The sequence below is a fragment of the Gemmatimonadota bacterium genome, assembly GCA_022560615.1.
Taxonomy (GTDB): Bacteria; Gemmatimonadota; Gemmatimonadetes; order Longimicrobiales; family Gaopeijiaceae; genus UBA1138.
Genome location: JADFSR010000004.1, coordinates 1 through 19222, shown reverse-complemented (window position 1 = coordinate 19222; position 19222 = coordinate 1). Strand labels below are relative to the sequence as shown.

Sequence of the window (19222 nt, the reverse complement as noted above, 5' to 3'; positions counted from 1 at the left end):
AACTCCCCTTGGCAACGTCCAAAGCCTCGAGCCACGATGAGCTAGTCGAGCGCTCATCGCAAGCGTTTCAACTGCAACCGATAACCCAAGAGCGACCCTAGCGCCGGTTCTCCGGCAGCGCGAACGCCACGAGCGTGGTCCCCGACGGAATCAGCACGTGCTGCCGCCCATCGAGCATGTGTGTCATGGCGGCGGCGCCCCAAATGCGGGAGCCGGTCTGGTAGTGCCATAGGTTCTTACCGGTGCTTGCCTCGAACGCCATGAAGTTGCCTTCGTGATCGCCCGCGAAGACGAGACCGGACGCGGTACTCGTGACCCCCGCCATCGTGGCGGACGGGTAGCGGAACTCCCACTTGCGCTCTCCGGTCCGTACGTCGATCGCGCGCAGAGCGCTGTACCAATGATCCCGGTCGATCCATACGACACCGCCGAACGAGCTCCGACCCGGAACGAACTCGGGCTTCTGCGGTGCGAAGGTCGCGCAGGTCTCTCGCGCGGTGACGAAGAATAGGCCGAGATCGGGATTGAACGACGGCGGCATGAAGTTCGTGCCGCCCCAGGGGTCCGGAAGACACCCTTCGCTGCCGTCGTTGAGTATGATGGGCCGACCGTCGGGCCCGATCTCCCGCGCCCAGGTCGTTTCCGTGAACGGCTTCCCGAGCAGCAGCTCACCTGTCGTGCGGTCGAGCACGTAGAAGAAACCGTTGCGGTTCGCGACCATCACGACCTTGCGCAGCTCGCCGTCGAACATGATGTCCGCCAGCACGGGCACATGGTTGGAGTCCCAGTCGTGGACGTCGTGCGGCGTGAATTGGTAGTGCCAACGGAGGGAGCCCGTTTCCGCGTCGAGCGCCACGATCGAGTTCGTGTAGAGGTTGTCCCCCGGCCGGTCGTCGCCGTAGTAGTCGGGATTCGGATTTCCCGTGCCCCAATAGATGAGATCGAGCTCCGGATCGTAGCTTCCGGTCATCCAGGTGCCACCGCCTCCTCGCGCCAAGATCTCTGCGTCCTGCGGCCAGGTCTCACTGCCGGGCTCGCCAGGACCGGGCACGGTATGGAACCGCCAGATGCGTTCGCCGGTTGCCGGATCGTAGGCGTCGATGAAACCGCGCGTCGCATACTCGCCACCCGAGATCCCGACGATCACTTTGCCGTCGATGACCAGAGGGGCCATGGTCGCGGCATAACCGACACGGTAGTCCGCGAGCTCGATGTCCCAGAGCACGCTTCCGGTCTTCCGGTCGAGCGCCAGGAGGTGCGCATCGAGCGTCACCATGAAGAGACTTTCTCCGAGCATGCCGAACCCGCGATTGACGGGCGCGCTCGCGCCGTAAGTGAGATCATCTGGAAGGTCGCGCCGATACTGCCAGAACCGGCGCCCTGTCCTCGCGTCGAGCGCCCACGCGAAGTTGTTCGACCCGGTCACATAGAGGACGCCGTCCAGCACGAGTGGGGTGGTCTCGAAGCCCCGGCCTCGGGTCATCGTGCCGGTCTGAAACGTCCAAATGGGGACAAGGCGGTGGACGTTCTCGGGGGTGATCTGGGTCAGGGGGCTATGGCGTCGACCACTGTAATCGCCCGAGAAGGTCAGCCAGCTCGACGGATCGGAAAAACCCTGGAGAAGGTCCGCATACGTTACGCCGGGGTCGCCTACGCCGGCTTCGTCGTCCTGAGCGACCAGACTCGACGGGCTGAGGCCCGTCACCGCCACCAGCGCAACGACGCCTACGAATCTTCTAAGCAGCATATGATCCACCTCTTTACCGGCGATTGGAATCAGCCTGTCGCAGCGTGCCGAGATATCGCAGCAGGTCATCGAGATCGCCGTCGCTGAGACGGTCGGGGTCGAACAGGGGCATCAGCGAGCGCTCCTCTTGGACGAGCTCTTGCAGATCCGCCTTGAGGTATCCCTGGAGCCGCTCGCGGGTGTCCACGACCTGAATCGAGAAGGCATCCTCGCCCTTCGTCACACCGCGAACGCGCCGACCGTCTTGCGTCACGAGTGTCACCGCACGATACCCGACCGCGACCGACGCGCTGGGGTCGCGAATCGCCCGCATCAGCATGTCGCGCGATCGGATCGCGGCGATGCGAGACAGGTCAGGGCCCAGACGCCCGCCGCGGCGGTTCACGCGATGGCAGCGCGCGCACGTCGAGGAGAAGACCTCCTGGCCCCGCTCGGCATCCCCGGTGTCGTTCTCGAACGGCGGCACGGTGCTGAGACCCTTCACGTAGGCGACGACCGCCCAGATCTCGCGGTCCGGCGCAGAGCTGGACCGCATGATGCTGCCCGACACGCCCCGCCGGATCACCTGGAACACCCGGTCGTCACTCGTGCCAGACGCCCACATCAGGGTCAGATCCGGACCGCTGATGCCTTTGGCGTCCGCACCGTGACACTCGGCGCACCGCGTGCCATACAAGGCGGCGCCGGCGCGGATCGCGGTACGGTCCCCCTCATACGGATTCCCGCCCTGCGCGCTCAGGGAGAGCGGCGCGGAGACACTCAGGATCAGGAATACGCGCGTCAGCGCTGAGCGGACCATATCGGGCATACCATAGCAATCCGATTCGAATGCGCAAACGACTCCACACGCAGGCGCGGAGCGAAACGCAAGTCATGACACCCCTCCCTTGCCCCTACCCTACACCCCGCTCATCGTGGGAGGTAGGGTGACGTCACGATAGGCCACAGAACGCTGGTGGCTTGGGAGCGAGGCAATATGGCTACGATCTGCGAAACCACTCGGCGCGAATTCCTGGTGCGACTCGGCGGGCTGGGCGTGGTTCTTTCTCGGCCGCCGCGGCTGCTCGCACAGGAAAAACTGCCCACGAGGATGATCCCAGGAACAGGGGAGGCGCTGCCGGTCATCGGCCTGGGATCGTCGAAACCGGTTCTCGAGATCCCCACCGAGGGCACGGAGCCCGTCGCGGCCGTGATCCGGATGTTGCTCGAGCGCGGAGGACGTGTGGTCGATACGTCGATTAGAACCGAGGCGATCGACGCCGAATTCGGGCGCGTCTTGGCGGAGCCGGACATACGCGACAACATCTTCCTCGCGACGAAGATCAACACGCCCGACCCCGAGCTCGGGATCGCGCAGATGCGGCAGACCCAGAGGCTGTTCGGCCGTCGCACCATGGATCTCGTACAAATCGAGAGCCTGCGAGGTCTCGAGGCTCACTGGCCGCGGCTACGAGAATGGAAGGACTCGGGCGAGGCACGCTACATCGGTGTCACGGTCTCCTCGTATGGGAACTTCGAGCCCCTCGAGTCGTTCATGAGGAGGGAATCGCCCGACTTCGTGCACATCAACTACTCAGTGGTAGAGACACGTGCTGAAGAGCGGCTTCTACCGCTCGCCCAGGAGCTGGGCATGGCCGTCATCATCAACAGACCCTTCATGAACGGCACATATTTCGGGCGGGTCAGCGGGCGCGAGCTCCCCGGGTGGGCGGCCGATTTCGACTGCGCGGCCTGGTCGCAATTCTCGCTGAAGTACATTCTCGGGCATCCAGCCGTCACCTGTGTGCTGACCGAAACGACCAACCCGGAGCACATGGAAGAGAACATCCAGGGCGGCTTCGGACGTCTGCCAGACGAAGCGACTAAGCGGCGCATGCGACAGCACATCGCTGACTTCTGAAATAGATAGGCCCATGAGAAGAGCAGTCTTCCTGGTTGTCTGACCGGCTGGCTCGCGTGCCCTAGTCGGGGGACGCGGCTAAGTTGTCTCGCCATGAAGCGATACCGGCGGGCCGCCGACCTCCCCCGGCGCTACAACGCCGTATCGATCCTCGAGCATAACTTGGAGGATCGTCCGGACAAGACCGCCCTACTCACGCCCGGCCGGGAGTCGACCTTCCGCGAGGTGGCGGACGAGGTGAACCGCGTGGGCAACGCACTGCTCGGACTCGGTGTGCATGCGGGCGAGAGCGTGGGGATCCTGGTCCCCGACACGACCGAGTGGGCGACGACGTTTTTCGCGTGTCTGAAGACCGGAACGGTCGCGGTTGGGATCAATACCCTGCTCACACCCCGCGAGCTCGCTCAGATCCTCCGTGAGTCGCGCGCGCGAGTGCTCGTCGTGCACGACGCGCTGTTGGCCGGAGCACTAGAGGCTCCAGACGAGTCAAGTTTCATCGAGCACGTGGTCGTGGTGGGTGGGGAGGCGAACACGCCGGCCGGTGACGGGCCGGTACTCCACGACTGGGATGCCTGGATCGGGGGCGAGCCGTCCACACTCGAGGCCACGGACACTCACCGCGACGACTTCGCCACGCTCAACTTCTCCAGCGGTACGACCGGGGAGCCGAAGGGCATCTACCACACCCACGCCGACCTCGCGTTGACCGCTCAGCTCTGGGGCGTCGACGTGCTCGGACTGCGCGAGGACGACCGCACGTTCTCGGTCGCGAAGCTCTTCTTCGTGTACGGCCTCGGCGGCAACCTTGTCTTCCCTTGGTACGTGGGGGCTTCCGCGGTGCTGTACCCTGGGAGCCCCCGCGTCGCGGCAGACATCCTCGGCGTCATCGACCGATTCAAGCCCACGATCCTCTTCAACGCGCCGACTGGGTACGCGTCGATCCTCGCGGTCGAGGCCTTTGCGGAGCGGTACGACCTCTCGTCTCTCCGGCTAGGGGTCTCGGCCGGCGAGGCCCTGCCCGCTCCGCTTTGGCACCGGTTTAAGGACCAGACCGGCATCGAGCTGCTCGATGGCATCGGGTCGACGGAGAACTTCCACATCTTCGTCTCGAACCGGCCGGGCGACGTGCGCCCCGGCAGCAGCGGGAAGCCCGTCGCCGGCTATGAGTGCCGTATCGTGGACGACGAAGGGAATGCGGTGCCCCACGGCGACGTCGGCAACCTACACGTCAAGGGCGAGACCGCCGCGCTCTTCTACCTGCACGACCCCGAGCGAAGCCGGCAAACGTTCCTGGGAGCGTGGCTGAACACCGGCGACAAATACACGGTGGACGAGGACGGCTATTACTGGCACGCGGGTCGGTCGGACGACATGCTCAAAGTCGGCGGGATCTGGGTCTCGCCGGTGGAGGTCGAGAGCGTCCTGGTCGAGCACGAGGCCGTGCTCGAGTGCGCGGTGGTGGGGGTGATCGACGACTCCGAGCTGGTGAAGCCGAAGGCGTTCGTCGTACTCAAAGAAGCCTCGTGGGACAGCGGCGGAGATGAGCTGGCCCAGGAGCTGATCGAACACTGCGTCGAACGGATCGCCGCCTACAAGCGGCCCCGATGGATCGCGTTCGTCGACGAACTTCCCAGGACCGCGACCGGGAAGATCCAGCGCTACCGGCTGAGATGAGCGGAGCGGCCTACGTGAGGGCCGGAGCGCGGCAGGCTCGGACTAGCGGTAGACGTCCCTGCGGTGCCCGATCTTCACGACCGTCACGGTACTGGCCTCATCGTCGACCTGGTAGACAATGCGGAAGACGCCCTGGCGGACCCGATACCGATCGCTGCCGGTGAGTTTCTCACAAGCACGGGGTCGGCACTCTTCGCCCAGTGCCTGAATCTTGCCAACGATGCGAGCTCGGTCCCTCGCCTCCAGGCCCTGCAACTCCTTCACAGCAGATGGCTTGATCCGGAGTTCATAGCTCGCCACGACGCCTCAGGTCCTCGAGCACGTCCTCGAACAAAAGACTCGGCTCGGCGGCGCGAGCTTCGAACGCTTCGAGATCTTCGGCGTCCTCGGCAAGACTCTCTCGGACGGCCGCATTAACGAGATCCGACACGCTCTGATCGGTTTCAGCGGCCTTGAGACGCAGTGCCCGGTGGATCGTGGGAGAAAAGTAGACGGTGGTGCGCTTCGACTTGGTACCCATGGCGCATTATAGCGCTATAGCGTTATGACGTCAAAGCCACTCCGTCCTCCCCGGGCAACCAAGAGCTCTGCTCGTTGACCCAACAGAATGTATGTATACAGTTGGTATGTAGTCGTCCGATCGCCGAACGTGCTCTCAGAACGATGACACGCCCATGACGCCCAATCTCGAACTCCAGACCGACCGCTTCATCCCCCTCAAGCCGGTGGTCTTTGGGATCATGATGAGCCTCGCCGAACAGGAACGTCATGGGTACGCGATCCTGCACGATGTGCGCACACGGTCGGGCGGACGCCTGAAGCTCGAGACTGGGCCCCTCTATCGGCACTTGAAGCGTCTGCTCGACGACCGACTCGTTGAAGAGACGGAGGGAGCAGAGGGAGGGGAGAGCTCAGACCAGCGACGCCGCTACTATGCGCTGACCGAGCTGGGTCGATCCGTGCTCGCTACCGAGGGTCAGCGTCTTGCCCAGGCAGTCCAGCACGCGCAGGCGCTGGGGGCGATCCCGACGTGAGCCGACGCCTCTACCGCCTCTTCCGGCGCTGCTATCCCGCGGCCTTCCGCGCCCGGTTTGGGCGGGACATGGAAGAGACGTTCGACCAAGACCTCGCGGATGCGAAGAACCGCGGTAGCCTCGCGGTCGCTGGCTTGTGGGCGCGCGCCCTCGTGCAGGCGATTCTGCTGGGCGCTGAAGAACGATTTATGGCGACTTCCGTCGCTCCAAACCGTCCTCCTGAACTTTTCGAAGAAAGCAGATCATACATGAGCACGTTCATTCAGGACGTTCGATTCGCGGTGCGCACGTTCGCGCGTAACCCGTCGTTCACAACAGTCGCTGTGATCACGATGGCACTCGGCATCGGCGCCAGCACCGCCGTTTTCAGCGTGGTCAACGGCGTGCTGTTGCGTCCGCTGCCCTACCCCGACTCCGAGCGACTCGTGGTCGTGGGAGGCACGCTGGAGGGACAGCAAGGCTTCCCCACGGGACCCATCTTCCCGGGTGTCTTCGCCGACTGGCAGGAAGGCAACACCGTCTTCGAGCAGATGGCCGCGGTGAGCGAGTGGACGCTCGACCTGGTGGGCGAAGGAGACCCGCAGCGACTGAACGCAGCGGGTGTGTCCGTCGACTTCCTTCCGCTGCTCCGCGTCTCTCCGCTCGTGGGGCGCAATTTCTCGATGGAGGAGGATCTGCCCGACGCCGGACCTGTGGCCATCGTGAGCCATCGCCTCTGGCAAACCCACTGGGCGGGCGATCCGGATATTCTCGGCAGACGCATCACCCTCAGCGGAAAGCCATACACGGTCGTGGGTGTGCTGCCGGGTGATTTCCGCTACCCCGAGGTGCTCAACTTCGACGCAGTGGACGTGCTCTATCCTTACCAGCTCAATATTCCGACACAGGACTTGGTCTATGCGTTCGCGCGGCTTCGCGACGGCGTGAGCCATGCTGAAGCCCAGGACGCGCTCAACGGAATGGGGAGCGAGTCCGCCGAGAGACGGGGTCTGCGTGCCGACGTGATGCCCTTGGCGTCACTCACCATTGGGGACGTCGGACCGCGCCTGAAGCTGCTGCTCGGTGCCGTCGGGCTCCTGTTGCTGATCGCCTCGGCCAACGTCGCGAATCTCCTGTTGGCACGGGCTACGTCTCGAACCCGCGAGATCGCCTTGCGCTCATCTCTGGGAGCCGGGCGGGGGCGAATCACCCGGCAGCTGCTCACCGAGAGCCTCATCCTCTTTACCGCTGGCGGCGCCCTGGGAGTAGCGATCGCCGCCGGAGTCATTCAAGCCCTCGTCACCATCGACCCGGGCAACTTGCCTCGCCTCACGGAAGTATCCCTCGACGGAACCGTCTTGGGCTTCACACTTGTGGTCACGTTGGTAACCGGCGTCATCTTTGGAGCGATGCCCGCCGTGCAGCTCGGCGGACTAAGCGGTGGCTTGAGCGGCGCGAGCCTAGCCACAGGCGGGGCGCACGCCTCGACGACCCGAGTGGGCAAGAGAATTCGTTCAGCCCTCGTGGTGTCACAGGTCGCACTCGCACTCGTGCTGCTGATCGGCGCGAGTTTGCTGATCGAGAGCTTCGTCACTCTCCAGAACGTAGATCCCGGATTCGATCCCATGGACGTTTCCTTCGCATCGCTCATCCTGGACGAGCGATACCAGACGAGCGAAGAGCAGTTGATCTTCTTCTCCAGCGTGCTCGACCGGGCGCAGCAGACCGTTCCCGGAGTGGTCTCGGCGGCCGTGGTCACGGCGTTGCCGATGTCAGGGGACCGCTGGCGCGCCCCAATCGCCATCGAAGGCTATGCGCCTCCCGAAGGGACTCGTTTGGGAATGGACTACGCTCAGGTGAGCGAAGACTACTTCACTACGATCGGCACCCGGGTCGTCTCGGGGCGCGTCTTCTCAGCGGAGGACCGCACGTCGGACGGGCCCACCAGTCTCGTCGTAAATGAGGCCTTCGCTCAGCAGTTCTGGCCGGACGGCAACAGCCTCGGCCGCCGCTTGAAGATCGGACGCTCGGCCGACGGCCCTGGACCATGGCTCACCGTGATCGGTGTCGTCGCCGACGTGCGCCAGCAAGGGCTCGGCGAGTCGGGCGAGCCGCAAACGTATCTCTTCTATCGTCAGATGCCGTCCGACCAAATGCGCATCGTGGTTCGTTCGGACGCTGACTTCTCACTCGTGTCCCAATCGTTGCAGCGCGCCGTGTGGGAAGTCGATCCGAACATCCCTGTCGAAGTAGTCGCGCTGAGCGATCACGTCGCGAGCACCATAATCGCTCCTAGATTCTACACCGGACTGCTCGCCAGCTTCGCCACCTTGGCGCTCATCCTGGCCGCGGTGGGCATCTACGGCACCATGTCCTACGTCGTGGGTGAGCGTCAGCGGGAAATGGGAATCCGGCTGGCACTCGGCGCCGTGGCGTCATCGGTGACGACGCTGGTCGTACGACAAGGACTGATGCTATCCGCTTTCGGTGTCGTGCTCGGCATCGTCGGCGCGGCAGCCGCGACCCGGCTTCTCGAAAGCTTCCTCTTCGGGATCACGGCCGCGGACCCATTAGCCTTCGTGCTCGGTGTCGTGGTACTCTGCGGAGTTGCGCTCGTCGCCAGCTACGTGCCGGCTCGGCGGGCGACACTGGTCGATCCAGTGCAGGCCTTGAGGGCGGAGTAGAAAGGCTGGCAGCCCGCGGGAGACCCACAACGGCCCGAGAGCTGCTAGGCGCCTACGTCCAGAGGCGTCTCCCGTAGCGCCGGCGTCCAGGCCTCTTCGGTACTCGGCTGCCCGCCCTTCTTGGCCGCCTTGCCAGTCCGTCAAACCGGCGACGAAACCCGGCCCTCGTCAGCAGCAGCCGTGTCCAAGTGCGCAACACAGTTGAGCAGGTGCACGCGATGGGGAGCTGCCTGCTCGACGATCGTCAGACTCGAATTGGCAAACAGCTCGGGCGCCGGCATACGCGGCGGCAGCTCCAGGCTTTGCTGCAAGAGCGAGCCGCAGACCAGCCCGTGGGTAACGACAGCCAGGGTTCCGTCCAGGCGCTGTCTGGTCTCGACGACGTAGGCCCAAGCCTCCCGCACACGACGGTCGAAGACTTCCACGCTCTCTCCGTTCGGCGGCTCGTAGCCCTGGGCAAAGATGTCACGGTCGAGCTCGGCGTACGGGGTGCCGCGAATGTCACCGAAGTTCCGTTCCTGCAGCAACGGGGTGTGCTCGACCGAGGAAGACGTGGCGAGCGCGATCGGCTCGGCAGTCATGGCGGCACGCAGCAGATCGCTAGCGACCACATGCGCCACGCCGAGCTCCGCCAAGTGGTCCGCTAGCAGCTGCGCCTGACGCTTCCCGCGCCCATTGAGGGGCGTGTCGGACGGCTGCACCACGGCGGTGGCGTTGAGCGCTGTCTCCCCGTGGCGGATGATGTAGATCACGCGCGGAACGTAACCTGCCGGCAGGCTTGTCCGACCCTCATCCCCGCCCTACCGTGGATTCACCTTCCGGGAGAGCCCCATCATGCAGATCCGACAGGCTGGGCTGGTCGCCGTCATGGCGCTGGCAACGCTCCCGTTCGCCGCCCGCGCGCAAGAGCGTTTCGTCACGATCGAGCGGTTCGTGCCACACACATCGACCGTGCCGGCCAATACCGCGTCTACCGTGTGGGGGTGAACGGCGCTGTGGCGTCGGGCGGGTAGCCCTAAACCTCCGCTGCCGCCTCTCCGTCCACTTCCTCCTCCGCACCGTCTTCACCGTCTTCACCCGCCCCGCACGCGCAGCCACCACACCAGCACCCGCAGTGCGAGCACCCGCCATGACAGCGATGGCGACCGCAGCGCCCCCGGCGGCAGCAGATCCAGTAGATGAAACACAAGATCAGGATCAGCTTGACGAGTCCGCCACCGGCTAGGCTGACCCAGAAAGCGGAGAGGCTTTCGACGTACCAACTCAGTGCTTCGATGATCATCCGCAGTGCTCCGGCGTCCTAGTCGTCATTGATATATATACACCCTCAGACGAGGAAGGGGCCCGGTTTGTTTCCCGGCCCGTTGTCAGGGAGAACATCCCGCTCCTCCGCCTAGCTCCGGGCTGCTGTCGGGCACTGCCGTCGGGCTGCCCTTGCGTTCGTCGAGACCGGTTCCCCATCCTACCCAGGGCACTTCTCCTTTCCGCGGGGACTCCGATGAAAGAATGCAGCTCGTCGACCACGCTCGACGGTTTCATGACTCGCCGAGACCTCCTGAGCCAGCTGGGCATCGTCACCGTCGGCCTGGCGGTAACCCCGGTACGTGGTTGGCCGGCGTCCTGGTTCGCTCAGGAAGCGATCGTCCCGTTCACGGACGTTCCAGAGACCTTCTCCACCCACCGCGGATCCGACGGGAGTGGACTCCGCGTCGCGCAGGATCTACGCAACCTGACGTCGTGGACGACACCGGTCGACGACTTCTTCGCGGTGGCGCACTACGGCTACCCCGAATTGAACGCCTCGACGTATCGGCTCGGATTGACCGGGCTAGTTCAGCGGCCGCTGACGCTTACGCTCGACCAGCTCAAGTCCCGACCCCGTGTGGAACGCACGACGGTCTTCGAGTGCAGCGGAAACTCGGCCCGGCTGTTCCACGGCATGGTGGGGAACGCCACATGGACGGGTACCGAGCTCTTGCCGCTTCTCGAGGAATTGGGGCCGGCGGACGACGCGAAGGAGGTCCATTTCTGGGCGGCGGACTCGGGAACGGAAGAAATCCGGGGAAACGAATACGAGCAGAATTTCGCTCGGTCGATGTCGATGGATCAGATCAGAGATACGAATCCGATCCTCGCGTATGAGATGAATGGGGAGCCTCTGCGGGTGGTTCATGGCTTCCCGGTGCGGCTGATCGTCCCCGGCTGGTACGGGATCAGTCAGGTCAAGTGGTTGAACAAGATCGAATTGAGCGCAGACCGCCTGATGACCCGCTTCATGGCCAAGGACTACGTCACGCTCATGGGGCGCGAGGTGGACGGTCGGACGGAGTGGATCGAGACGTCGGTCACACGCCAGCGGCCCAAATCCGCGATCGCCCGCGTAACTCGGAGCGGCAGCCGATTCACGATCTTCGGCGTGGCCTGGAGCGACGGCACTCCGCTGGATCGGGTCGAGGTGCGCGTAGACGACGGCGCCTGGAGCACGGCCGAGCTAGACCGCCCGAGCGATCCCCACAGCTGGACGTTCTTCACGCTCGAGATGCCGGAGTTGCCGGCCGGAGAGCATACGCTGGTGTCGCGGGCCACGGACACCGTGGGGCGCACTCAGCCGGAGCACCTCGACATGAAGAGGACTCGCTGGGAGAACAACGAGCTCTTCCACCGGACGATCGAGGTAGCCTGACGGGCCGCGTAGTCCTCCGCACCCAAAAAAAAGCCGTCAGACGCGCGCCAACGCAGCAGCCATATTGTCGAGCGCGCGCTCGATGAGGCGTCTGGACGTGCCGACGTTCATGCGCATGTGGTCCGCCCCGCCCGTACCGTAGTCCGATCCGGGATTCAGGTAGACACCCGCGTTCTCGGCGAGCCAGCGCTGAACGATCTTCTCCGGCGTGACCGGGTTGACGGACGTCTCGCTTTCCTTTGCCGCGATCTGCTTCGCCCCGATTCTGTCGACGACTCCGGCTACGTCGAGCCAGGCGAGGTACGTGCCCTGCGCCTTCGTGTACTTCAAGAGCGGCACGCGATCCCTGATATAGGACTCCACGAAGTCATGATTGCCGTCGATGTAGACGCGCAACTGATCGAGCCATGGCTCGCCCTCCGTGAGGCCGGCGTGGTTGGCAACCAAGCCCAGGGTCGTGAGGTCCGCCCGGGTGTTGGCCTTCATTCGCTCCAGAAGGTCCGGGTTGGTCGAGAAGTACCAGGCGACCTTGATCCCTGCGAGGCTGAACGTCTTGCTCGCCGCCTTGAACGTGACGCTGTTGTCGACGATGTCGAGGTTCGGAAGGCTAGCGAACGGTGTGTACGTCTGCCCGCTCATGACGAAGTCACAGTGGATCTCGTCGGCAAAGACGACGACCCGGTGCCGGAGACAAATCTCACCCATCCGCGTCAGCTCCTCGGGCGACCAGCAGTTGCCCGTAGGGTTCTGAGGGTTACAGAGGATGAAGACGTTGGCGCGGGCTGCGCGCAGCTCGAAGTCCTCGAAGTCGATCGAATACCGTCCGTCGACCAGCTTCATCTCACAGTCCTCGGCCACGGTCCGCGTGAAGCGCAGGTCGGTGTAGAAACCGTTGTACGTCGGCGTTGTCAGGAGGACCTTCGTGCCCGGCGGCGAGAACGTGTGCAACCCCGCGACGAGGGCGGGATGCACGCCTGCCGTCCACACGACCGTCTCGGGATCGATGTCGAGTCCGTAGCGCTGTCGGTTCCAGTCGACCACGGCCTCGACATACCTAGTGGGCCTTCTCAGGTAACCCCAGTTCTCGTGCTCGCAGCGCTCGGCGAGAGCTCGCGTGATGCAGGGCGCGGTGCGAAAGTCCATGTCGGCAACGCCCATGCCGACCTCGATGCCCTGACCGTACGTCGCGATCGCGCCGTCCCACTTGGTGCTGTCCGTCCCGACTCGGCTGTAGATCTCGTCGAAGTCGAAGACCTGACGTCTGGGGGTCGGCAGAGCCTCGGTGACGTCACCCGCCATGGCGGGCTTGACGCCCACAGCGCCCAGGAGTGCGGTTCCTCCTGCGTTCCGCAGGAACGCTCTACGATCGAGTCCGCGATTCTTTGGCATCACTTCGCCTCGACGCGGGTGCGGCCGCGCAAGGCGGCGCTCAGACAGTCGCTCGGGTCGGACATCCGAATGTCCTTGCTGAGGGTCACATCCACTCAACATCCGAAATGGCGTGTGGCGGCGCAAGCAACGGAGAAGACCCGGGTCAGCATACCGCGCGTTTCCCGCAGCGGTTCTCTAGGCATAGCTGATGAATTCGAGCAGATTGCCGTCAGGATCACGGACGTAGACGCTCTCACCGATCGCGCTTCCACCATCACGGCCGCCCCGCCGCTCGCCCTCTGCTACGATCTCGGCCTCGGCTGCTTGAAGGACGCTGCGAAGCGCTTCCGAGGTGCCTTCCCACACCCAGCAGAAGTCACCACACGGCGGGATCGCTTCGGCTGCCCGGAGCGTGAAGTTCTCGTTCTGCCACCGCGCCGGAACGTGGAAGTTGATCTTCTGGTGGCCGAAGTGGACGGAGATCCCTTGGCCGACCTCGCTCACGCGGAACCCCAACGCCCGATAGAACTCGACCATCTGTTCGACCCTCTGGATCGGTATCGCGACGTGGTCGAGCGCGCCGATCCTCGCAGCCTGCTGCGTGACCGCATGGGCCGGCTGCGCGACTCCATCGGAGGGGCTTGCGAACGTGCTCGCCCCCGAGACCACCGGGCCCGCGATGATCGCCTTTTTGATGAAGTCGCGCCGGGAACAGGAGCTCCTCAACTCAAGACGCTTCGAAACACGCCAACCGCCGTCTCCATCTCTTCCATCGTCCCAAGTGAAATCCGAGAGTAGGTATGCTCCATGGGCGGGAAGTCCCGACCCACGCGCACACTCTGTTCCAGACACGCCTCCCGAAACTCACTCGCCGGACGCTTGAGGTCGACGAAGATGTGGTTGGTGTGGGAGTCGGGAGCCTCGAACCCCAGGTCCCGGAACGCGGAGAGCGTGAACCGGCGAATCCGTGCGTTCTCTCGCCGCTCCTCGGCGATATGCTCGGGATCCTCGATCGACGCGATCGCGGCAGCGGCGGACAGCGTGTTCATGCTGCCGAGATTCCACGCATCGCTGATCGCATCGAGGGTCTCTTCTTGCCCGATCGCATAGCCGACGCGCAGACCCGCCATGCCATGCGCCTTCGAGAAGGTGCGCGTGATGAACACGCTCGGAAACTCCTGTGTCAACGGGGCCGCGGTCTTGACGGCCGAATCGAACGTGTAGTCGATGTAGGCCTCGTCGATCAGGATCTTGGTAGCGGGTGAAGCACGCATCACTCGTCGGACAAAGTCTTCCACTGCGCTCGCCGAGTGCGCCGTGCCCGTTGGATTGTTCGGGTTGCAGAAGAACACCATGCCCGCCCCGCGGGCGGCCTCCGCCATCGCAGAGATATCCAGACCCAGCGAGCCGTCGACGGGAATCATCTTGACGGGCGCGCCGATCCGTCTCGCCATCCGGTCGGGCGTGCCGTAGGTCGGCGCCGCGGTGACCAGCGGCTTGGTGGCGGAACAGAAGGCTCGGACCGACCCAGCGAGGATGGCACCCGAGCCCGTACCCACGACGACGTTGTCCTCCCCTACGCCGTATATCTCGGCGATCGTCGTTACCAGCTCGTTTGTGTAGTCTGGTGGATATCCCCGCCCCGTTCTCGTCGTGATGGCCTGGTGGAGCGCCGCCATCGCGTTCGGACCAGGGCCCCGGGCGTTCTCATTGGAGCTGATCCGGATGATGGGATCATCGAATGGCTCTTCCGCCAACTCGGGCTCGAACGCTGCCGCCTCCCGGCCACGGCCGATGATGAACGAGCTGGACAGCAAGCCGGCCGTACCCAGGCCGATCGTGCGAGCGAACCCGCGACGCGTCAGTGACATGACATCCCCCTAGACCGGCAGAGCCGGCATGTTGATGAGACGGGACTGGGCCGACTCTGCATCATAGCGCCCGGGAGGCGCCGAGGCATCTGCCCCACACCGCGCAGGTGAGCCTAGACCTCCTCTCCGGTCATACACACCACCGTGTTGCCGCGTCCCTCGTTGTTCTCGAAGAGCTCGAACGCTTCGATAAAGCGCTCCAGCGGGAATACGCGATCGGCACGCGGCGCCACAGCACCGGTCGCCATGTAGCTGAGGATCTCGGCAACGTGCTCCTGGTGCCGATCCGGATTGGCTGTGGCCCACGGACCCCACAGGCTACCAATGGCAGCGGCCTGCTTGATGAGCAGCATACCCGGTCGAATCGGTTTCTGACCTGCCGTGAATCCTACTAGACATATCTTGCCCAGTGGTCTCACAGAGGAGACCAGCGCCGCCTCGAAGAGATCTCCCTGCACCATGTCGAGCACCAAATCCACGCCGTCCGGATGCCCTAGCTCACGCGCCGCTTGTTTGACCTCATTCTTGAAGGCCCGGTGGCTTTCACGATCACGACCATAGCAGAGCACCCTGTCCGCGCCGGCAGCGGTTGGGTACGCCCGCTTCTCAGGTACGCTGACGCCCGCGATGACCTGAGCGCCCATGGCCTTGGCGAGTTGGATTCCGGCCATGCCCACGCCACCCGACGCGCCATCGATGAGCACCAGGTCACCGGGAGCGATTTCACCGATGACCTTCAGAGAGTGATACGCCGCAAAAAAGTTGCGGCCGACGTTGGCGCACTGCGACAGCGGAACGTTGTCGGGTGCCTTCCACACGGCACGCGCGTCGGCCTTGACGACCTCGGCCATCGCGCCGATGCCCATTTGCGCGATCACTCGGTCACCCACCCGCAGGCCCTCGACGCCTTCACCGACCTCGAGAACCGTTCCCGTCAGGTCCATGCCGGGCACATACGGGAGGGGTGGTCTTACCTGGTAGAGGCCCTGAGCCTGAAGCGCATCAGGGTACTGGACTCCGACATAATGTGAGGAGACGAGAACACTCCCGGCTTCGCACTCTGGTGCTTGCACTTCATCGAGCGACAGCACATCCCTGAGTGGGTCCGGGGTCGGCACCGGCTTCCCGTCCTCGTCGAGCCCCGCGAACCGGTGGCAGCGAATCGCTTTGATAGGACTGCTCATCATTTGGACGCCGCGACGCGGGGGGCGTGGAGTTGCCGATCAGGCGGGCGGTCCATACTGCAGCCGAACGGCGGCCGGGGGAAGTAGGAAGCGTCTAAGCGGGCCGATAACACGTCATTCGGTCGCCCGTGAGCACGAGTCAGATTGCGGGCTCGCGGCTGCTTGCCGCGGCGAAACGCCACGCGGGAGAGCGCGGGACGACTCTGCGGGCGCTGGTGGAGGCGGGCCTGAGGACGGTGCTCGACGCCGCACCGCACGACGACGCCTTCGTCCTCCGGGACGCGAGCATCGGCGGCAGGGGCTTGCGGCCCGATGTGCGCGAGGGCGGCTGGGAGAGGATCGCAGAACTGACGTATGAGGGGCACGGCGGATGATCGCCGTCGATACGAACGTGCTCGTCTACGCTCATCGGCAGGACTCCGAGTGGCACGTCGAGGCGGCCACAGCACTTCGTTCGCTTGCGGAGGGACGCGCACCCTGGGCGATTCCTTGGCCCTGCATCCATGAATTCCTCGCGATCACCACGCATCCTCGGATCTACGACCCTCCGACGAAGTTCGCGGCGGCACTCGATCAGGTCTCCGGGTGGCTCGAGTCGCCAACGTTGACACTTCTCTGCGAGGGGCCGGGATACGCCGGTCGCCTCACCGATATTCTCCGGACGAGCAAGGTCGCAGGCGCCAAGGTCCACGACGCCCGCGTGGCAGCGCTTTGCATCTACCACGGCGTCCGGGAGCTGTGGAGCGCAGATCGGGACTTCACGCGATTCACCGCACTGGCGGTCCGGAATCCGATGGTGGGCCAGGGCTAGGGCCCTCGCTCTACGTCAGCCTCGACGCTGCCCGGCGTAGCGCCCGCTCGTACACGTCGCTCTTCACGTAGTAGGCGTGCCGAGCGCTCGACAGGTACCTCCGCCCACCTCTGAGGTCGGATCGATCATTGGCGCGCAGGCGGTCGAACGCCTGGGCCGTCCCACGGCTCCGCGCATGCAAGTAGGCCGCGATGAGCTCGGCCTGCGCGCCGTAGAGTGGGTAGGCGGCACCGTCGGTCTCGAACAGTCCGATGATGAACAGGTCCGGGTAGCGGCGGTGGAAGACGTTCAGGTAGAGGTCGAGCGCGCCTTCCCGTCGGTCCAGATCGTCCTCCCCGAGAAACGGGTAGACCCGCTCGTATCCGGTGGCCCAAACGATGACATCGATCTCCTCTTTAGTCCCGTCCTTGAACTCGACCTCGTGCCCTCTGAGCTCGCGGACGTCCGGCCGTGCCTCCAGATCGCCGTGCCCCAGGTGGTGGAGGATCTGGGTGTTCATGATGGGGTGAGAACGCAGGATCAGATGGTCTGGCGCCGGTAGGCCGTAGCGCGTCAGGTCTCCGACCAGGAAGCGATTGATCAGGAACGAGAAAACGCGCTCCTCGAGCCAATGGGGGAGCGAAGGGCCCGTGTGCGCGAACACGTCGGTCGGCATGCCGAACACGTACTTCGGGACGAACTGGTATCCTCGCCGGACACTGATGAAGGCTCGCTCGGCGCTGTGCGCCGCGTCGCACGCGATGTCGCATCCCGAATTGCCGGCGCCGACGATGAGTACTCGCTTCCCCCGGAACTCTTCCGCCGAGCGGTAGTGCGAGGAGTGGTAGGATTCTCGGTTCCACGCGCCCGGAAACTCAGGGAGCCTCGCATGCCAGTTCATGCCCGTGGCCGCACAAAGCCCGCCGTAGGCGCGCCGCTCGCCCGAGTCGAGCGTCACTGTCCATCCCCCACCCTCCTCTCGCCTCGCGGAGTCGACGCGGGTTGCGAACGTGATATGACGCTCGATGTCGTGCTGAGCAGCAAAGTCCTCGATGTACGCCAGGATCTGGTCGTGCCGCGGATAGTCCGGGTAGGAGTCCGGCATTGGGAATCCCGGAAATCCCGACAGCGTCCGGGACGAGATGAAGTGTGCCGACTCATACATGGGCGAGTCCGGCCGGTCGATGTCCCAGATCCCCCCTACACGCGAGCCGGCATCCAGAATCTCGAACGGAATGCCTCGGGTTTGCAGTGCAGCCGCGGCGCAGAGTCCGCCGGGGCCCGCTCCGATGATGCCGATCTCGTTCATGGCCTGAATGAGCAGAGCCCTCCACTTCGGTTCTGCATGGCGACCACGATCCTCCGGAATCCGATTGCCGCGAGGTGCTCCCGCACCCGGGCCGCCGGGTAGTCCCCGCATTCCCCTTCGACCTCGCCAGATACGGTGAACCACACCGCTATGTGCCCCAGGCCTCGAGATTCGACGAGGACGTCCGGATCCATTTCCGACAGAGCCGTGACGTACGCGCCACGCGCGACTTCCGCGGCGAGCACCTCTTCAGGGTCGGGGGGAGCGTCCACGACCCCCGTCGCCAGGATGAGAGCGAACACCCCGCCGACGAGCAACGTGCCAGGAGTCGACCACTCCGTGTATCGGCGCAGCGCCGACGAGATACCTCCGGCGAGCACGACAAACAGCCCCATCCCGAAGTTCGAGCTGAACGTCATGATGGGCCCGCCCAGCAAGAGCCCGATCAAGAAAATCGTGTCAGAGAGGGCCTTTTGCGATCGGATGCGCCTTCTGCCTTCCGTGGCGAGACGGCGCACGTCGTCGACGATATCGTTGAGCAAATGGCCGCAGCGCTTGCACTGGTTGGGGCGGCCCGAATAAGTGACTCCGCAGAAGCCGCACTCGCCGGCCTCCGGCGTGCTGAGAGTTCGCTCGCTCAGCCGACGATCTGCGGTATCAGCGTGCCGGCCACGTCCGTGAGCCGCACGTCGCGGCCGCTGAATCGGTACGTCAGCCTCTCGTGGTCGATCCCGAGCAGGTGCAGCATCGTCGCGTGCAGGTCGTGCGCGGAAATCGGCTGCTCCACCGCCTTGTAGCCGAACTCGTCGGTCGCGCCGATCACTTGCCCGCCACGGATTCCGGCGCCGGCCATCCACGCCGTCATGGCGCCGGGGTTGTGGTCGCGGCCCACGCCTCGCTGCGAGATCGGCATGCGTCCGAACTCGCCGTGCCACACGATGAGCGTCGAGTCCAGGAGCCCGCGCGCTTTCAGGTCCGTCAAGAGTCCGGCGATGG

The 19222-nt window shown here is 64.6% G+C and carries 21 protein-coding genes; 8 read left to right on the top strand and 13 right to left on the bottom strand.

Annotation, left to right across the window (positions count from 1 at the left end):
- Positions 1–97: 97 nt before the first annotated feature.
- On the bottom strand, positions 98–1747 hold the full coding sequence (locus IIB36_03765; GenBank protein ID MCH7530863.1) for a PQQ-dependent dehydrogenase, methanol/ethanol family: 1650 nt from the start codon (positions 1745–1747) through the stop codon (positions 98–100).
- A 13-nt stretch (positions 1748–1760) separates the two neighbouring features.
- Positions 1761–2555, bottom strand: a complete 795-nt coding sequence (locus IIB36_03760) for a c-type cytochrome (GenBank protein MCH7530862.1) — start codon at positions 2553–2555, stop codon at positions 1761–1763.
- Positions 2556–2723: 168 nt separating this feature from the next.
- Between IIB36_03760 and IIB36_03755 the strand changes: the two genes are divergently transcribed.
- Positions 2724–3647: an aldo/keto reductase gene (locus IIB36_03755; protein MCH7530861.1), complete on the top strand. Its 924-nt coding sequence runs from the start codon at positions 2724–2726 to the stop codon at positions 3645–3647.
- A gap of 93 nt (positions 3648–3740) precedes the next feature.
- The gene (locus tag IIB36_03750) at positions 3741–5321 is read left to right on the top strand and encodes a benzoate-CoA ligase family protein (protein ID MCH7530860.1); all 1581 of its coding nucleotides are present in this window, start codon (positions 3741–3743) and stop codon (positions 5319–5321) included.
- A gap of 42 nt (positions 5322–5363) precedes the next feature.
- Here IIB36_03750 and IIB36_03745 read toward each other — a convergent pair whose 3' ends face one another.
- On the bottom strand, positions 5364–5621 hold the full coding sequence (locus IIB36_03745; protein ID MCH7530859.1) for a type II toxin-antitoxin system RelE/ParE family toxin: 258 nt from the start codon (positions 5619–5621) through the stop codon (positions 5364–5366).
- Positions 5608–5841 carry a CopG family transcriptional regulator gene (locus IIB36_03740; GenBank protein ID MCH7530858.1) on the bottom strand — a complete coding sequence of 78 codons (234 nt, stop codon included), beginning with the start codon at positions 5839–5841 and terminating at the stop codon, positions 5608–5610. Before IIB36_03740 ends, IIB36_03745 begins: the two co-directional genes overlap by 14 nt.
- A 154-nt stretch (positions 5842–5995) precedes the next feature.
- Between IIB36_03740 and IIB36_03735 the strand changes: the two genes are divergently transcribed.
- Positions 5996–6355: a helix-turn-helix transcriptional regulator gene (locus IIB36_03735; GenBank protein ID MCH7530857.1), complete on the top strand. Its 360-nt coding sequence runs from the start codon at positions 5996–5998 to the stop codon at positions 6353–6355.
- Positions 6352–9018, top strand: coding sequence for an ABC transporter permease (locus IIB36_03730; protein ID MCH7530856.1), 2667 nt, complete (start codon positions 6352–6354; stop codon positions 9016–9018). Before IIB36_03735 ends, IIB36_03730 begins: the two co-directional genes overlap by 4 nt.
- Positions 9019–9158: 140 nt before the next feature.
- Here IIB36_03730 and IIB36_03725 read toward each other — a convergent pair whose 3' ends face one another.
- Positions 9159–9770, bottom strand: coding sequence for a histidine phosphatase family protein (locus IIB36_03725; protein MCH7530855.1), 612 nt, complete (start codon positions 9768–9770; stop codon positions 9159–9161).
- Between the two features lie 82 nt (positions 9771–9852).
- Here IIB36_03725 and IIB36_03720 point away from each other — a divergent pair, with 82 nt between their 5' ends.
- Positions 9853–10005 (top strand): hypothetical protein, encoded by a 153-nt coding sequence (locus tag IIB36_03720; GenBank protein ID MCH7530854.1) that lies wholly within the window; start codon positions 9853–9855, stop codon positions 10003–10005.
- Positions 10006–10033: 28 nt separating this feature from the next.
- Here IIB36_03720 and IIB36_03715 read toward each other — a convergent pair whose 3' ends face one another.
- Positions 10034–10300: a hypothetical protein gene (locus tag IIB36_03715; protein ID MCH7530853.1), complete on the bottom strand. Its 267-nt coding sequence runs from the start codon at positions 10298–10300 to the stop codon at positions 10034–10036.
- A gap of 255 nt (positions 10301–10555) precedes the next feature.
- Here IIB36_03715 and IIB36_03710 point away from each other — a divergent pair, with 255 nt between their 5' ends.
- The gene (locus IIB36_03710) at positions 10556–11701 is read left to right on the top strand and encodes a molybdopterin-dependent oxidoreductase (protein MCH7530852.1); all 1146 of its coding nucleotides are present in this window, start codon (positions 10556–10558) and stop codon (positions 11699–11701) included.
- Between the two features lie 36 nt (positions 11702–11737).
- Here the strand turns inward: IIB36_03710 and IIB36_03705 are convergent, their stop codons facing one another.
- From IIB36_03705 to IIB36_03690, 4 genes are all read right to left on the bottom strand, one after another.
- Positions 11738–13090, bottom strand: coding sequence for an aminotransferase class I/II-fold pyridoxal phosphate-dependent enzyme (locus IIB36_03705; protein MCH7530851.1), 1353 nt, complete (start codon positions 13088–13090; stop codon positions 11738–11740).
- A gap of 177 nt (positions 13091–13267) precedes the next feature.
- On the bottom strand, positions 13268–13798 hold the full coding sequence (locus IIB36_03700) for a hypothetical protein (protein MCH7530850.1): 531 nt from the start codon (positions 13796–13798) through the stop codon (positions 13268–13270).
- The gene (locus tag IIB36_03695) at positions 13795–14943 is read right to left on the bottom strand and encodes a histidinol-phosphate aminotransferase family protein (GenBank protein MCH7530849.1); all 1149 of its coding nucleotides are present in this window, start codon (positions 14941–14943) and stop codon (positions 13795–13797) included. Before IIB36_03695 ends, IIB36_03700 begins: the two co-directional genes overlap by 4 nt.
- A 113-nt stretch (positions 14944–15056) precedes the next feature.
- Positions 15057–16130 carry an NADPH:quinone oxidoreductase family protein gene (locus IIB36_03690; GenBank protein ID MCH7530848.1) on the bottom strand — a complete coding sequence of 358 codons (1074 nt, stop codon included), beginning with the start codon at positions 16128–16130 and terminating at the stop codon, positions 15057–15059.
- Positions 16131–16243: 113 nt separating this feature from the next.
- On the opposite strand from IIB36_03690, the gene IIB36_03685 reads away from it, so the two are divergent.
- Both IIB36_03685 and IIB36_03680 read left to right on the top strand, forming a co-directional pair.
- Complete coding sequence (locus IIB36_03685; GenBank protein ID MCH7530847.1) at positions 16244–16501, top strand: DUF2191 domain-containing protein; 258 nt, start codon at positions 16244–16246, stop codon at positions 16499–16501.
- Positions 16498–16938, top strand: coding sequence for a PIN domain-containing protein (locus tag IIB36_03680; GenBank protein MCH7530846.1), 441 nt, complete (start codon positions 16498–16500; stop codon positions 16936–16938). The genes IIB36_03685 and IIB36_03680 overlap by 4 nt, the downstream gene beginning before the upstream one ends.
- A 10-nt stretch (positions 16939–16948) precedes the next feature.
- Here the strand turns inward: IIB36_03680 and IIB36_03675 are convergent, their stop codons facing one another.
- The 3 genes from IIB36_03675 to IIB36_03665 all read right to left on the bottom strand — a co-directional run.
- On the bottom strand, positions 16949–18226 hold the full coding sequence (locus tag IIB36_03675; protein MCH7530845.1) for an NAD(P)-binding domain-containing protein: 1278 nt from the start codon (positions 18224–18226) through the stop codon (positions 16949–16951).
- Positions 18223–18768, bottom strand: a complete 546-nt coding sequence (locus IIB36_03670) for a hypothetical protein (protein ID MCH7530844.1) — start codon at positions 18766–18768, stop codon at positions 18223–18225. The genes IIB36_03675 and IIB36_03670 overlap by 4 nt, the downstream gene beginning before the upstream one ends.
- Positions 18769–18863: 95 nt before the next feature.
- On the bottom strand, positions 18864–19222 hold a 359-nt coding region (locus tag IIB36_03665; protein MCH7530843.1), incomplete at its 5' end, for a DUF1501 domain-containing protein.